Source organism: Bacillus niameyensis (genome assembly GCF_001375535.1).
Lineage (GTDB): Bacteria > Bacillota > Bacilli > Bacillales > Bacillaceae_C > Lederbergia > Lederbergia niameyensis.
Genome location: NZ_LN831197.1, coordinates 393206 through 408635, shown reverse-complemented (window position 1 = coordinate 408635; position 15430 = coordinate 393206). Strand labels below are relative to the sequence as shown.

Genomic DNA, 15430 nt, shown 5'->3' with positions numbered 1-15430 from the left:
ATCATCTCGTATTAACTGAATGTACACTTTAAGAGGATGATTCTTCTATGTCGTGCACCATTTTGACGATATCAGAAAAAAGTTCACTTGTTGACCCTTCATTCTCAAGAACGTCTAGGTTCACAGTAACAAGAGAATATTTTGGATTTTGGAATGGAAAATAACCAGCAAACCATTTGTTGTATAATTGCTGATTCTCGATCTCAATACCCGTTTGGGCGGTACCACTTTTTCCTGCTACTTCATAAGGTAAGTTTTGGAAATAAGCGCCTGTTCCCTCTTGATCTGTAACAACTTTACGAAGTAATTGTTGTAATCTTTGTGCAGTTGCCGGTGAAACAGAATCATCGTCATTTGCTTGCTCGGGGAATTTGAACAGCGCTCCACCGTCTGCATATTGAATTTCAGTAGCAACTCGAATGGATTTTAAATTTCCACCTCTTGAGATTGTTGCCATCATATTAGCTACACCTAAAGGTGAAACACGGACTTCATGCTGTCCAATTCCCGTCTGTGAAATAAAATTAACGTCGTTTTTATGGTCATTATCCAAAAAAATTCTCCCTATTGAGCTTTTGAACTGCTGAAAATCTTTTAAATAAAATACGTCACCTTGCCAGCCCAGAGACCCGATTAACCCTAATTTCCTAGCGTACTCTTCCAAGTTATTAGGATTTTCCTTTTGCAATGCAATAGCCAATTCAGCAAAAGTGCGGTTACAACTTCTAGAAAAACTTTCGTCTAACATTAATTCGCCCAATTCTCTTGATGCAGGTTCCCCTCGAATATTTAGATTACAATTAAAGCTGTCGTTTCGATCGACAATCCCTTCATCAAGCGCTGCTGCAGCAACAACTGTTTTAAATACAGACCCAGGGATATGTTGCTCAAACATCATATTTTTCGTTCCTTCATCTGAATATGGGTCATTCCAGTTTATAGAGGGACGGGATGCTAAGGCAGCAATATTGCCTGTTTCAACATCCAGTAAAATGGCCCCACCCTTCTGCACCTCATGTTTATCTAAAATACTCTCCAAATTTTCCTGAAGCTCACTATCAATCGTTGTTCTAACGTTGAGGGGGTAGTACGGATTGTTTTGACCTGTGTACTTCACATCAATACCGAAAAGAGGACTACCTAATGCATCTACATGAAAAACTAATTTAGATGGTGCCTCAGCGATTAAGAACTCATCGAATTGTTTTTGTAAACCCGATACACCTATTTTAATATCATAGCCTTGCTTATCAGGATATCTTTTTTTATATTCTTCACTATTCTCTCCAGTAAGACCTATTAATTGAGCTGCAGGAAAGGTATTCGGTATCCATTTTCCTTTTACTGAGATTACACCGGGAATATTTAAATTTGCAATTGATTCTGATTGGCTTTCCGTAACTTCACCATAAATAAAAGGTTGTTTAGCTTCTCTGACTTTTTCTTCTAAAGTATATTTAGAAACTCCAATAATATTTGCCAATTGCTGACTATCCCAATCCATTGTTTTTAAAAAAGGAAATAATATTAAAACCATTTTCTCTTCATGTGAAAGAGGGAGCCCTTTTGAATCAAGAAAAAGTCCTCTTCCGTCATCAATTAAAATTTGTTGCGTACGTTGTTTTACACTATCCTCTAAAAGATTTACTTTATGCTTTGAAAACTCTTCCGACTGAAATAATTGAATTTGCATTAATCTAACAAATAATAAAACGATTATAAGTAAAATACCTACTGAAAATAAACGGACACGCCGTTGGCTCATAACAACCACCTCAGGATCATTGTTACCGTTTATTAGGTATGGCTAAACCCTTTATAGAACAAAAGTGTAATTGGGGTTTCCTATTGACGTACAGCTTTTCTAGCTTAAAACATGATAAAGGGCCATTATTTTGGGAGTATCGTTCACTATCAGCGTAAGCAAACGGTTTGAGAAGTGTAATGAAATGACAATATTTTAGAAACAAAAAACACAGCAAGTCTCAGGGACTGCTGTGCCTTTGGCTTTTTTTATTTTATAGAAATAATGCGTACTCGCATATCTCCACCAGGAGTTTGAACATTAACTTCTTCCTCAATTTTATGGCCAATCAAGCTTTTTGCAATAGGTGAATCGTTGGAGATTTTCCCTTCAAATGGATCGGCTTCTGCACTTCCAACAATCGTATATGTTTCTTCGTCGCCATCAGGAAGCTCAATAAATGTTACAGTTTTACCTAGTGTCACCGTATCTGAATTGAGATCGTCATCTTTAATAATCTTTGCATTTCTGATCATATTTTCTAATGTTGTAATACGACCTTCTACAAAAGCTTGCTCCTCTTTTGCGGAATCGTATTCCGAGTTTTCAGAGAGATCTCCAAAACTACGAGCAATTTTAATACGCTCTACTACTTCTTTTCGTTTTACCGATTTTAAATACTCTAGTTCCTGTTCAAGCTTCTCTTTTCCAGCTTCTGTCATAGGAAAAACCTTTTCACTAGCCATTCCCTTCACTCCTTATCTAATAGTTTCCTTTAAATTTTATTTCTTATGAAGGAATATGTGGAGTTAACTACCCGGATTTAAGTCCATATTGGCATCGCTAACACCGTTTTTCTAAATATGTTCATTCCTTCAATGTTATATGGTGGAAACCTTTCTTTTGTTTCCATGTACATTTTGTATGTAATACATGACAACGCGCCTCTCTTATAGGCGCGCCACTTTTTCATACGAGTACATATAATAGTATCTATGCTATATTATTACAAAAAAGACTTTTGTTCAAGACAAGTTCTCATTAGATTGGAGTGTTTAGTAAAACCTTTACTTCTTTTTACTTATTGCTAATCCGTCTCCAACTGGAAGAATAACTGTGTCAAAGCCTTTATGATTTATAAGCCATTGATTGAATGTATCAAGTTTTTCCGCGATTTTTGCTAACCGTTTATTGGTTCTTAAATTTTCATCAGCTACGAGACCTCTGAACAATACATTGTCCACATAAATACAACCATCGCTTGATAACAGCTCGCTATAAAGCTCGAAAAATTTTTTGTATTGTCCTTTAGCTGCATCAATAAAAATAGCATCGAAAGGGCCATATGTAGAAGCCCTTTCCACTAATTCCAAAGCATCTCCTTCAAGAATAATAATCTGCTCTTCCATATTTGCTTGCCGAATGAATTTTTCCGCTTGAGCGATTCTTTCTACATCGATTTCAGCCGTGATAATTGTAGAATTGGGAAGAGCTTCGGCTATTCTAAGTGTGGAGTAACCTATCGCCATTCCAATTTCTAAAACTTTTTTAGGTCTTTGGATTTTTAAGATCTGCAGCATTACTTCTATTCCTGCTGGTTCCATAATTGGAATCCGTTCTGTTTTTGCCAACAGCTCCATTTCTTGAAAAATGGCGTTTCTTTTAGGTAAGAATGCTTCGAGATATTGTTTTACAGAATCATTAATCACTCTTCAGATTCCTTCCTTTTGTCCGTAATATATTTCTTTGTTAAAGCATTATGTTCTTCCAATGTTTTCGAATAATGAACCTCACCCGTTCCATATTCCGCTAAAAAGAATAAAAACTCAGTCTCACTTGGAGCTAGAGCAGCTTCAATCGATGAGACTCCAGCATTTGCGATTGGACCAGGTGTGAGCCCCTTATGTATATACGTATTATAAGGTGAATCCACATCGAGGTGTTCATAAAGTGTCCGCTCTAAATGCTCTCCCATTGCATAAGCAATCGTAGGATCGGTTTGTAATGGCATATCTATCGCCATCCGATTATAAAAGACACTGGAAATGGTTTTACGATCCGCTTTTTCAGTCGCTTCCTTTTCTATCAATGATGCCATGGTTAAAACTTCATGTACAGTCATTTCCTTTTCTGCTATTATCTCCCTATATGGAGCTAAAGCAATTTTTGTTTGTTTTAGCATCGTGTCAATGATCGAATCTAATGATGGGTTTTCTTCATAAAAAGAATAGGTAGCTGGGAATAAATACCCTTCTAAAGGATGCTTAATTTCCTCTTTTTTCAGATCTTCCGTTAATATTTCCGGATGTTTTTTTGTGAGTTCTTCAATTGTCTTTGGGTCATCAAGTTTCTTCAAAATTTCCTCTTTTGAATAATTAGTCTTATCGGAGATCAGCTTGGCAATTTGATCTAATTGATAGCCCTCAGGTACAGTAATTTTAAAGATAGCTTCACGTACTAATTTTCCCGTTTGTAAAGTTTCCGTAATTTCATTCAATGTCATGGATGGAGAAAATTGATAATTCCCAGCCTGAAATCCTGCAATATTATTGAACTTCACATAATATTTAAAAATTGTACTATTTTTGATGATGCCTTTTTCTTCTAATAAATTTCCAATAGCTGTTGTAGAAGAGCCGATCGGGACTTCAACTTCAGTTTGTTTATTATTATCTGGATCAAGTGGGTTTAATGCAGATTTTATATAAAAATATCCTCCTAGAATTGTTCCCGCAGCAGCTAGAACGAGGATTAATGTAATGATAGCCACTATTCTCCTAACAATTCTTGCTTCAATTCCCCTCTCAAACAAATTATTTCTTATCGTCATTTTTTTGGTCGGCTTTTTTTTCTCTCGACTTTCTTTCTTTGTCATATCGGCAATTCCCCCTTCCGGCACAAAGTATAACTATTCTATTTTACCTTGTCCATTATACTATAAATTTTGTCATTTTGATTGGAAAAGTGGTGAATTTGCACGAAAAGAAAACAAAGATTCCCTTTCAAGATCGAATAGATAGAGAAAAGCTGATCTAAAAAGTTCAGATCAGCTTTCCCTAGACGATATTCATCTATATTCGTAAAAGTTATTCTTCTTCTTCAGCTAAAAAAGTATTTAGCATTTCTTCAATCATATCCCATTCTTCATCTGTTTCGATTGGTTGAAGACTGCCTTCTTCTCCCTCTGCGCTTTGAAGATAAGCAGATGCATGGATTTCCACATCTTCGTTTTCATCATCATCAGCACCTGCTGGGAAATAAAGAACGTATGATTTGTTAAATTCTTCAGAGTCAAAGGTAAACAAAATTTCATAAAGTTGCTCATTACCTTCTTCGTCGATTACTGTAATAAATTCTTCATTGTGATCCATTTTCTCACCTCTCTATTGTTGACTATCTAAATATCCTTGCAAAATCATAGCGGCTGCCATTTTATCAATCACTTTTTTTCGCTTTTTTCTGCTGATATCCGCTTCTAGCAACACACGTTCAGCTGCCATTGTTGTTAGTCGCTCGTCCCAAAGTTGAACTGGCAACGAAAATAATTCTTTCAACTTTTCTGCATAGGACTCTGAAGCTTCTCCACGCGGGCCAATCGTATTATTCATATTTTTCGGATATCCTACAACGATCTTTTCGACTTTAAAATCTTTAATAATTTGTCCAATTCTTTCAAATCCGAAGTTGTTTTTATCCTCATTAATACGGATTGTTTCAATCCCTTGTGCCGTCCAACCCATTTCATCGCTAATAGCAACTCCAACGGTTTTTGAGCCTACATCCAATCCCATGATTCTCATTTATTATTCCTCACGGTGCTGTTTTAAATACGATTTGACCAATTCCTCAATGATCTCGTCGCGTTCCAATTTTCTCATCGTATTGCGTGCATCCTGATGTCTGGGAATATAGGCCGGGTCACCAGAAAGTAAATAACCAACTATTTGGTTGATTGGATGATAGCCTTTTTCTTGAAGAGCCCCATACACATGAAGCAAAACTTCTTTGACATCTTGCTCCATAGGATCTTCTTGAAAATTAAAACGCATCGTTTTATCAAAAGAGCTCATACATAACACCTCTCTTAAGACATACCATTTACAGATAGGCCCAATTGTCAAACATTACCTTCATTGTACATGATTTCCGTTTAAAACAAAAGCGCTAGTACCCGTTAACTAGTACAAATTTCAGAGACACTTTAAAAATTAGATGAGCGATAACCTTTATGTCACTAATCTAAGTAAGAAATAAGAAAATTCACTAGTCTATGGGCACTAGAGTTCATAAAACCCGCCCGTTGTATAGTTATTCAACGTACACTAACCTTCTATACTACAATTAAACAGATTTCACCCATTCTTGCACATATTCTAGTGCAGAGTCCAATTTTTCCGGATTTTTCCCCCCAGCTTGAGCCATATCTGGACGTCCGCCACCGCCACCGCCACAACGGGAAGCTACTTCTTTAACTAATTTACCAGCATGATATTTATTTGTTAAGTCTTTTGTTACAGCAGCAATGATGTTTACTTTGTCATTCTGTGCGGATCCAAGAACAATGATTCCTGAACTAATCTTTTGTTTCAAATCATCGACTGTCGTTCTCAACGTATTCATATCAACTCCTGAAACCTTCTGAACTAACACATTTATTCCATTGACATTTACAAGTTGATCAAGCATATTTCCTGCTTCGATATGTGCTAGCTTAGCTTTTAGAGACTCATTTTCACGATGAAGTTCTTTTAGCTCGGCAAGAACAACTTCGGTTCTATGAACGAGATCACTTGGTTTTGTTTTGAAGATTTCGGCTACATGATGAAATTGTTTAATTTCTTCACTCATTGATTCAAAAGCAGCTTCACTTGTTACAGCTTCAATTCGTCGAGTTCCTGCACCAATTCCACCTTCAGAGATAATTTTAAATAATCCAATAGCAGAACTATTTGAAACATGGCATCCTCCGCAAAGCTCGAGGCTATAGTCACCAATTGAAACGACGCGTACGATTTTCCCATACTTCTCTCCGAAAAGTGCCATAGCTCCCCTTGCTTTAGCAGCTTCTATGTCCATATTTTCAATTTTAACCGCGATACTTTTCCAAATTTGTTCATTTACAATTTTTTCGATTCTCTCAAGTTCATCTGGCTTCACCTGGCCAAAATGAGAGAAATCAAAACGAAGTCGATCTGGTCCGACATAAGATCCTGCTTGATTTACATGAGTTCCAAGCACATCTTTTAAAGCCTGGTGTAGTAAATGGGTGGCTGTATGGTTTTTCTCCGTTTTTCTCCGTTTTAATTCATCTACTTCTGCCAGAACAGCCATATCCATTTTGATAGTTCCATTCTCTACAATTGCTGAATGGAGATTTTGGCCATTGGGTGCTTTTTGAACTTCAGTAATGTGAACAACTAGGTCATCTGCTTTTAAATAACCCTTATCCGCAATTTGTCCGCCACTTTCGGCATAAAATGGTGTTTCCGCAAGAATTAATTCAATTTTCTCACCAACATGAGCTTCCTGAACCTGTTCTCCATCTTTAATAATCACTTGCACTTTAGTAGTCGTTTGCAATGTATCATAACCGACAAAAGTACTCTCTACTTGCAAATCACCAAGAATACCTCCTTGAACATGCATCGATTCAGTCTCTTCACGAGCAGATCTTGCACGCTCACGTTGTGCCTCCATTGCTACTTCAAAACCTTCGTGATCGATCTCCATTTTTTCTTCTTCAGCATACTCCTCAGTAAGTTCAACTGGAAAACCGTAAGTATCATATAGTTTGAACACATCTGAACCGCTAATTACTTTTTTTCCTTCTGACTTTGCCTTTTGCATCATCGCTGCTAAAATTTCTAGACCATCGTGCAATGTTTCATGGAAACGTTCCTCTTCACTCTTGATAACATTTTGAACGAAGGAGGCTTTTTCAGGAACATTTGGATAATAGTCCTTCATAATATCGCCAACGACCGGAACAAGGTCGTACATAAATGGTTTTTCAATATTTAATTGTTTGGCAAAACGAACAGCTCTTCTTAATAATCTACGCAGTACATAACCTCTTCCTTCATTAGATGGAAGAGCACCATCAGCTATTGCAAATGTAACTGTTCGAATATGGTCAGCAATCACTTTAAATGCAGTATCTGCCTCATCATTAGAGCCATATGGAATTCCAGATAGACCTTCCGTCGCTTTAATAATCGGCATGAAAAGATCAGTGTCAAAGTTGGTTGGAACATTTTGAATGACCGAAGCCATTCTTTCTAATCCCATCCCCGTATCAATATTCTTCTTTGGAAGAGGTGTATACGTTCCATCAGGATTATGGTTGAATTGCGAGAAGACTAAGTTCCAAATTTCTAAATAACGTTCATTTTCTCCACCGGGAAATAATTCAGGATCATTAGGGTCATCTCCATATTCTGGACCCCGATCATAGAATATTTCTGTATTAGGACCGCTTGGACCTTCACCTATATCCCAGAAGTTGCCTTCCAAACGGATAATTCTTTCCTCTGGTAAACCGATTCTTTGATTCCATAGTTCAAAAGCTTCCTCATCCTCTGGATGAATCGTGACAGATAATTTTTCTTGTTCAAATCCAATCCATTTTGGACTTGTCAAAAACTCCCATGCCCATTCGATTGCTTCTTCCTTAAAATAGTCACCGATTGAGAAATTTCCAAGCATCTCAAAAAATGTATGATGCCTCGCAGTCTTTCCAACATTTTCGATGTCATTTGTTCGTATCGATTTCTGAGCGTTAACGATTCTTGGGTTTTCAGGTTTTACTCTTCCGTCAAAATATTTTTTTAACGTCGCAACCCCACTATTAATCCATAATAAGGTTGGATCATCATGTGGTACTAGCGATGCACTCGGTTCAACCTTATGGCCCTTTTCCTGAAAGAAATCTAAATACATTTGTCTAATTTCAGCACCCGTTAATTTTTTCATATTTTTCCCTCCTAGCTCAAAATAAAAAAGCCTTCACCTCTACAGGGGCGAAAGCTTTATTCACGGTACCACCCTGATTCTATCAAAGGCACAATTCACTCAAATGATTGTCACCCTTAATAATCTCAGAAACCTTAACGCGGTATACGGCAGGGATTAGCTGCTCTCAGGATTGGCATATTGTTATGATTGCGTCTGGAATCTCTTTCAGCCTAGGAGAATCCTCTCTGCATTTCATACGCGATTAGTCACAACAACTAGATCCGTCTTCAATTTAGCTTGTAAATAATGGTCTATTGGAATTATAGAAATACTATCCACTTTTGTCAATCTTAAGACTGCCTAATTTGAATAAAATAATCTCTTGAATGAATGATCGCGATTTTTATAATCGCAAATACTGGAACGGCAAGTATCATTCCAGCAACTCCAAAAAGTTCGCCACCAATAATTAAAGCACCGATAATAAAGAGCGGGTGCATATGCAAGGACTTTCCAACAATAAATGGGGATAATACATTACCTTCCAAAAATTGTAGAATTAACAAAGCAGCGAATGTAAAAATGGCGAGTTTTACAGAAGTCATCATAGCAATAGCAACAGCTGGAAAAGCACCAATTAATGGTCCAAAATAAGGAATAATGTTTGTAATTCCAATAATTAATCCTAGAAACACTGGGTATTGTACCCCCAATAAGCCTAGTATAATAGATGCCAAAACAGCCACTATCGAACATACTAAAAATTGCCCACGAAAATATCCGCCTAAAGAAAGATTAACTGCTTCTAAAAAGAGTAAACCATTTTCTCGCCATTTCTTTGGAGTTATGTACCAAGTTGCACGTTTTATCAATTCAACATCCTTTAACATATAAAAAGAGATAAATGGAATAACTACTATAACAACAATAAAGTCAATTAACTTTACGAAAAGATCCGAACTTTTAGCAATAAGTTGATTAAACCATTTTTCTAAGTCCTCTATCCTTTCGTCTACTTGCTCTTGAATTCCAATTGGAAAACGGGAAGTTGAGGCTTCTAAATTGTGTATCAAATCTCGGTAATGCCCAATTAAATGCGGGAGTTGTTCCGAAAATTCCCTCATCTGTTTAATAAGAAGGGGGATACCAATATATAATCCATAACCTAATCCAGCAAAAAACAAAATATAAATTAATAAAATTGATAAAGTCCGGTTTAGTCCAACTTTTTCTAATTTCACGACTAGTGGATGAAGTAAAAAAGCAATGAAACCACTAATTAAAAATGGTACTAAACCAATAAATACAGCAGTTAATATTGGCTTCCACAGTGGTTTTATAAGTAAAAAACAATAAAGGATTAAAAAAATCATTAAAATAATAATAAGCTTATAAACAATTTGCAGATGATTTTGTTTCAAAGGCTTTCCCCCTTTCTTTTAGTTTTCCTTACTTGGGATTTTTTAGTCTTATAGAAATAGAAAAAAGGGGACTCCACTGTTCGGATCCCCTCTTTTAACTAAGCTTCCTTAATTGTTCATCAAATAAATCGTCCAATGAACTTAATGACCCATCCTCTTCAACTTGGTGGGTGTGAATTGTTTGGTTACCAATAGACAACTCTATAAAGCAGTTCCAACAATAATATTGGTTGACACCGATCTTACCTAGGTCCTTGCTTTGGCAATTCGGACATTTCATCATGGGAATGACCACCTCGTAGCTTATTGACCGACATGATGATGTTCTCTTTTCCTATTTTTGGTGGATGTGGGGTCCGAATTACTCGTTTTCCCTTAGATATATCCGAAAAGAAACCATCTGTCAGCTCATACCCTACGATTGTGCCCACCTCTTCCATAAAATATACATCGTCCAATAAACCAAGCATCTCCCCATTTTGAGAAAAAGATTTTATCTTCTCCAGCGGTTTTCCATGGGTCATCGTATAAACTTGATCATTTCCTTTATACGGAATGAGAATATTTCGATCTTTAATCGTGATTGCATTTTCGCCAAAAAAGACATCTTTAATTGGCAACATATATTTTTTCCCAACCAACCCTTTACCGTGGAGCAAATAATGAGAGACTATACCGTTTTCATTAATGCATATGTCCGAAATTACACCAAGTAACCTTCCATCGCCATCATGAACAGGCATATCCTTTAAAAGAGAAAAAGTCCGCAAAGAATCTCTCCTTTCTTTCCGAACATTTTTATTTTCTCTCTTAATTCATAAAATCATAAGGTGAAACATTTTCCATACCAATCATCGGATCAATCATCATGATGGATTCTTCAGTGAGCATTTCATTTTGCGTAGATATGTGCTTATTGGAATTTGTATCCATTTGATAAACAGCAATCAATTTTTCATAAAGTGTTGTCTTTCTTTTTTGATCATCCTCTCTTTCGACGCCCATACGGAATGCACTTTCTTCACCGCATAGTACAAGGGATTGTTTACTTCGGGTGATACCTGTGTACAATAAATTTCTTCTAAGCATTCTATAGTAACTTCTAACGACAGGCATAATAACAATAGGGAATTCGCTACCTTGCGATTTATGAATGGAGCAACAATAAGCGTGAGTAATTTGATTTAAATCTGCTCTCGTATAAGTTACTTCTGTCCCCTCAAATGAAACAATGACTAAATCTTGTTTTTCAAGGTTTTCTTTTGCATACAAAATCGAAATGATTTCCCCCATATCTCCATTAAATACGTTTTGTTCAGGTTGGTTAACGAGTTGAAGTACTTTATCACCGATTCTGTACTTTATCTCTCCAAATAGAATCTCTTTTCTTTTTCCGGCTTCATTCGGGTTGAAAATCTCCTGTAAACTTTTGTTTAATGCATCTATTCCCGCCGGCCCTCTATACATAGGAGCAAGAACTTGAACATCCATTGCTGAGTACCCTTTCCGCTTAGCACTTTGAACAATTTTTTCAATAACATCGGGAATTTGTTCTGTCTGACATTTTATAAACGAACGGTCTTTCTGGGTTTTCGTAAGCTCTTTAGGTGTATTTCCATTTTTTATTTCATGTGCAAGTTCAATAATCGAAGAACCTTCTTCTTGTCGATAAATATCAATCAATTGAACGACGGGAATGACTGTTGACCGAAGTAAATCTTTTAGGACCTGTCCTGGTCCTACAGATGGCAATTGATCTTCATCCCCTACAAATATAACTTGAATATGATTCGGTAATGCCTTTAGCAACTGATGTGCAAGCCAAGTGTCGACCATGGACATTTCATCAACAATGACAAGCTTTCCTTCAATTTGCCGTTCTTCATCTAAATCAAGGTTTTCTTGTCCAGTCATACCAAGTAGTCTGTGAATCGTCATAGCTGGAAGTCCCGTTGATTCTGCCATCCTTTTAGCAGCTCTTCCCGTTGGTGCAGTTAAAAGAATCGGAAATGGATCATCTTTATAGCTGTGGGGATCTAGCGAACAACCGTGGAGCTCCGCATACAATTCAACAATTCCCTTAATAACAGTAGTTTTCCCCGTACCTGGCCCTCCCGTTAAAATCATCATTGGATTTGTTAAAGCTGTTTGGATTGCTTCTCTTTGGGAAGTCGCGTATTGGACTTGAAGTCGCTCTTCTAAATCACCCAAGGCAAGTAAAAATTCGGACTCAGGAAATTGGTCCTTATATTCTGTTTGCTCCATGATTCTTCCAATATTCGTAACGATTCCCTTTTCGGAAAAGTAAAGAGATGGTAAATAAACACGTTTACCTTCGCCTACCACCTTTTCTTCTTCTTCAAGTTTCAATAGCTCTTGAGTGATACTATCGAATGGAATTTCAATATTTTGGCTTCCCTCAAGTAATGTCTTTACCTTTTCAAGAAGCTCAGCTGCATCTAAATAAACATGACCATCTTTAAGACACTCGTTTTCCAAAACATAAAGACAACCAGCTTTAATTCGATCTGGATGATTGCCTGTTATTCCCAATTGTGAACCTAATTCATCAGCTCGTCCAAAACCAATTCCTTCTACATCCTCAATCAATTGAAAAGGATTCTTTTCCAATATCGATAATGTTTCATCTTTGTACACTTGATAAATTTTCATTGAAATTTGCGGACCAAACCCATATTGACTTAAACCGATCATAATACGTTCAAGCCCTTGATTTTCAAGCAAAGTGTCGTAAAGTGATTTTGCAGTTTCTGCATTTAATTTTGGTACAGAATCGAGTACAGAGGGATTTTCAAGAATACGCGTGATCGCATGGTCTCCGAGAGTTTCTACAATTCGTTCTGCAGTTTTTTTTCCTACACCATTGAAAAGATCACTAGATAAGTATGTAATCATTCCTTGCTTAGACTGTGGGAGTTCTTTCTTAAAATGGCTCACATTAAATTGGAGGCCAAACCGTGGATGTTCTTTCATATGACCATAAAATATATAAGGCTCCTGCTCATGGAGTTTTGGAAAATAGCCTGTTATAACAGCTTCTTTCTCTTTATACTCCTCATTCGTTTCATCCACTCTAATTCGTACAACGGAATAAAAATTTTGCTCATTATGGAAGATCGTTACGAGATGGCGACCTTTTATATATTTTTCATTTTCGGAAAATAAATTTAAAGAATCTTGGCGTACTTCCATATCTCATTCTCTCCTTAAAACTTGAGCCGTTAACCTTACTATTTTTGGAACTCCTGTTCAATTACTTTTTTCACATTTAATGCTAAAAGATGATCTGGTTGAATTTCCAATGCTTTATTTAATAGTTGAAGAACTTTATGAGGCTGCTCATCAGTCATTGCATAAGCAACACTTAAGTTGTAAAGGGCATCTGCATGTTGAGGATCAAGCTTAACAACTTTCTCTAGGTGACTGATTGCTTCCGAATACGCTTCAGATTGTGCCAAAGCAAGGGCATATTGAAATCTTGCTTCATTATCAGTTTCATCAAGTTCTACACTTCGCATTAGATATGGTAAAGCAAGCTCATTTCTCCCTAAATGAACAAAACACATTCCGAGCATATAATAGCCATCATTTGAATTCATTCCGTTTTGAATTGCTTTTTCGAAAAAACTAGCTGCTTGATTATATTTTTCTTTGTTAAATAATAAATTTCCGTAACTATAATAAGCAGCTGCCGCTTTATCATCTAATTGAATAGCTCTTTTTAAAAAAGTTTCAGCACGCTCATTTTCACCTACAGAGACTAAAACATTAGCAAAATTAACGTATCCAATCGCATCCTGTGGATTTTCTTCAATTGCTTCAGTAAATAATTCAAGAGCTTTCTCAATCTTGCCTTGTTGTAAAAACTCAATTCCTTGTTTATTTTTATCCATACTTCACACTCCGAACAATAAGTTAAGCAAATTATAGCATAAAAAAAGCAACTATATAGAGTAAGGGCACTGAAAAAAAACCATTAATGCAGAATTCCCTTAAACAAGGTTGTTGATTTACGCACCAAACTTTTCCGCTCCAATCAATATACCTTAAATGCCACCTTATTTATTGGGAACAATAGCATTGAGGTGGTTCAAATGATAAAAAAGGTTTTGGTATATATCTTTATGTTTCAACTAATTTCACCAAATGTTATTGCTCAAGTTAATCCACAAATACAAATATTCGATATAAATCAAGGTAAGGTTATAAAATATGTACAAATAAACACAGATTTACAACAAGAAGCAGGGAAATTTCTTGAAGGTATAACAGGTGTATATGTTAAAAACAATCCTATTCCAAATAAAGGATTTATGATTAGAATTCCTTTAAAACCTAATATTATGGTCAGAAATCAATGGTTTGATGACCTTGTAGATGAGGTAACAATTATTTTTACAGATCAAGAAAATCCATTTTTAATGGTGTTTGACGATGAAAATAAACCTTATTTCTTAACATTTAAAGGCAATACGGTAAAATACTTGGCATTATTGAACTTTAATCCATAGACCTCTCAAAATGAGATAACTAATCACGATTCAAAAAAGGAAATTTTCTACCTGTTTTCGGATAGCAAATTGCCATTTTTTAGCCGGCCTTTACACCTTTTTATCCAGGAGTATTAGTATTCGCTTTAGATTTACTGCGAATATCGCAGTGGCTCCTTGAATCTCCATACCGAATAGATCTGCGTATAGTCATATCATACCCGTGTCTGTATCATACTACTTAATACTATATTCCCTTTAGCCCTACCAGACCCTGCATATTCTCCATCGCTTTTTGAGCTTTTCAAAAGGAAAAACCTATTAATTATAGGGTTGATTTTATCATCGTTATAAAAATTTGCGATTATAAGGAGTACAACATGTTCGTCTTGGGGTAGAAATATTCAATTAGCACTCCTAACTACGAATTAACAATTAAATTTTTGTAATATTATTCAAATCAAAAAAATGCTAAGTGACTAACTTTAGGTGTATACTAGTTTAAATACCAAATTATTTGAATTTTTGTAGTGCTTCATAGGGATTTATGTTAAAGGATAGCTTAGTTTAAGTTTAATATAGAAGGAATTCTTTTCATCATTTTTAGTTTCTAACTAGAATCAATTCCATAATTCCTTTTTGTAAAAAAAGCATCCTGTTCAATATAAATTGTAATAAAGCTTGTAAACATAACGTGAGAACCTATACACCGTTGATTTCCGTTTCAGGCGGACGCTTTCCGGGGGGCGTGCGGTGAGCCTCCTCAGTCGCTTCGCGCCTTGCGGGGTCTCACCTGTCAC

14 protein-coding genes are annotated in these 15430 nt (G+C 36.2%); 1 reads left to right on the top strand and 13 read right to left on the bottom strand.

All coding sequences use genetic code 11. The annotated features are described in order from the left end of the window. Nucleotides 1–28 precede the first annotated feature (28 nt). From BN1243_RS01995 to BN1243_RS01940, 13 genes are all read right to left on the bottom strand, one after another. Complete coding sequence (locus tag BN1243_RS01995; RefSeq protein ID WP_062104608.1) at nucleotides 29–1765, bottom strand: peptidoglycan D,D-transpeptidase FtsI family protein; 1737 nt, start codon at nucleotides 1763–1765, stop codon at nucleotides 29–31. Nucleotides 1766–2013: 248 nt separating this feature from the next. Then, entirely contained in the window at nucleotides 2014–2490 is a 477-nt protein-coding gene (greA, locus tag BN1243_RS01990) for a transcription elongation factor GreA (protein ID WP_062104607.1), read from the bottom strand. A 321-nt stretch (nucleotides 2491–2811) separates the two neighbouring features. Next, a complete protein-coding gene (locus BN1243_RS01985) occupies nucleotides 2812–3453 on the bottom strand; it encodes an O-methyltransferase (RefSeq protein ID WP_326569825.1) in 642 nt (213 codons plus the stop codon). After that, nucleotides 3450–4619 (bottom strand): endolytic transglycosylase MltG, encoded by a 1170-nt coding sequence (mltG, locus tag BN1243_RS01980; protein ID WP_062104606.1) that lies wholly within the window; start codon nucleotides 4617–4619, stop codon nucleotides 3450–3452. The genes BN1243_RS01985 and mltG overlap by 4 nt, the downstream gene beginning before the upstream one ends. A gap of 211 nt (nucleotides 4620–4830) precedes the next feature. Continuing rightward, entirely contained in the window at nucleotides 4831–5115 is a 285-nt protein-coding gene (locus BN1243_RS01975; protein WP_062104605.1) for a DUF1292 domain-containing protein, read from the bottom strand. Between the two features lie 12 nt (nucleotides 5116–5127). After that, the gene (ruvX, locus tag BN1243_RS01970) at nucleotides 5128–5544 is read right to left on the bottom strand and encodes a Holliday junction resolvase RuvX (protein WP_062104604.1); all 417 of its coding nucleotides are present in this window, start codon (nucleotides 5542–5544) and stop codon (nucleotides 5128–5130) included. A 3-nt stretch (nucleotides 5545–5547) separates the two neighbouring features. Further along, nucleotides 5548–5814, bottom strand: a complete 267-nt coding sequence (locus tag BN1243_RS01965; protein ID WP_062104603.1) for an IreB family regulatory phosphoprotein — start codon at nucleotides 5812–5814, stop codon at nucleotides 5548–5550. Between the two features lie 271 nt (nucleotides 5815–6085). Further along, entirely contained in the window at nucleotides 6086–8716 is a 2631-nt protein-coding gene (alaS, locus tag BN1243_RS01960) for an alanine--tRNA ligase (RefSeq protein WP_062104602.1), read from the bottom strand. Nucleotides 8717–9048: 332 nt separating this feature from the next. After that, complete coding sequence (locus BN1243_RS01955) at nucleotides 9049–10119, bottom strand: AI-2E family transporter (protein WP_230200078.1); 1071 nt, start codon at nucleotides 10117–10119, stop codon at nucleotides 9049–9051. Nucleotides 10120–10213: 94 nt separating this feature from the next. After that, on the bottom strand, nucleotides 10214–10402 hold the full coding sequence (locus tag BN1243_RS22440; protein WP_084781781.1) for a hypothetical protein: 189 nt from the start codon (nucleotides 10400–10402) through the stop codon (nucleotides 10214–10216). Then, nucleotides 10362–10889, bottom strand: coding sequence for a PRC-barrel domain-containing protein (locus BN1243_RS01950; protein WP_062104601.1), 528 nt, complete (start codon nucleotides 10887–10889; stop codon nucleotides 10362–10364). Before BN1243_RS01950 ends, BN1243_RS22440 begins: the two co-directional genes overlap by 41 nt. 40 nt (nucleotides 10890–10929) lie before the next feature. Continuing rightward, complete coding sequence (recD2, locus tag BN1243_RS01945; RefSeq protein ID WP_062104600.1) at nucleotides 10930–13332, bottom strand: SF1B family DNA helicase RecD2; 2403 nt, start codon at nucleotides 13330–13332, stop codon at nucleotides 10930–10932. 38 nt (nucleotides 13333–13370) lie between these two features. Then, nucleotides 13371–14033 carry a tetratricopeptide repeat protein gene (locus BN1243_RS01940; RefSeq protein ID WP_062104599.1) on the bottom strand — a complete coding sequence of 221 codons (663 nt, stop codon included), beginning with the start codon at nucleotides 14031–14033 and terminating at the stop codon, nucleotides 13371–13373. A gap of 201 nt (nucleotides 14034–14234) precedes the next feature. Here BN1243_RS01940 and BN1243_RS01935 point away from each other — a divergent pair, with 201 nt between their 5' ends. Further along, nucleotides 14235–14651 carry a hypothetical protein gene (locus BN1243_RS01935; protein WP_062104598.1) on the top strand — a complete coding sequence of 139 codons (417 nt, stop codon included), beginning with the start codon at nucleotides 14235–14237 and terminating at the stop codon, nucleotides 14649–14651. The last annotated feature ends 779 nt before the right edge of the window (nucleotides 14652–15430 follow it).

What these genes read in the sequence shown, in the direction of transcription:
- BN1243_RS01940 (WP_062104599.1), bottom strand. Translation starts at nt 14,033, where the DNA reads ATGGATAAAAATAAACAAGGAATTGAGTTTTTACAACAAGGCAAGATT.
- BN1243_RS01935 (WP_062104598.1), top strand. Translation starts at nt 14,235, where the DNA reads ATGATAAAAAAGGTTTTGGTATATATCTTTATGTTTCAACTAATTTCA.
- alaS (WP_062104602.1), bottom strand. Translation starts at nt 8,716, where the DNA reads ATGAAAAAATTAACGGGTGCTGAAATTAGACAAATGTATTTAGATTTC.
- recD2 (WP_062104600.1), bottom strand. Translation starts at nt 13,332, where the DNA reads ATGGAAGTACGCCAAGATTCTTTAAATTTATTTTCCGAAAATGAAAAA.
- greA (WP_062104607.1), bottom strand. Translation starts at nt 2,490, where the DNA reads ATGGCTAGTGAAAAGGTTTTTCCTATGACAGAAGCTGGAAAAGAGAAG.
- BN1243_RS01995 (WP_062104608.1), bottom strand. Translation starts at nt 1,765, where the DNA reads ATGAGCCAACGGCGTGTCCGTTTATTTTCAGTAGGTATTTTACTTATA.
- BN1243_RS01975 (WP_062104605.1), bottom strand. Translation starts at nt 5,115, where the DNA reads ATGGATCACAATGAAGAATTTATTACAGTAATCGACGAAGAAGGTAAT.
- BN1243_RS01965 (WP_062104603.1), bottom strand. Translation starts at nt 5,814, where the DNA reads ATGAGCTCTTTTGATAAAACGATGCGTTTTAATTTTCAAGAAGATCCT.
- BN1243_RS22440 (WP_084781781.1), bottom strand. Translation starts at nt 10,402, where the DNA reads ATGATGAAATGTCCGAATTGCCAAAGCAAGGACCTAGGTAAGATCGGT.
- mltG (WP_062104606.1), bottom strand. Translation starts at nt 4,619, where the DNA reads ATGACAAAGAAAGAAAGTCGAGAGAAAAAAAAGCCGACCAAAAAAATG.
- ruvX (WP_062104604.1), bottom strand. Translation starts at nt 5,544, where the DNA reads ATGAGAATCATGGGATTGGATGTAGGCTCAAAAACCGTTGGAGTTGCT.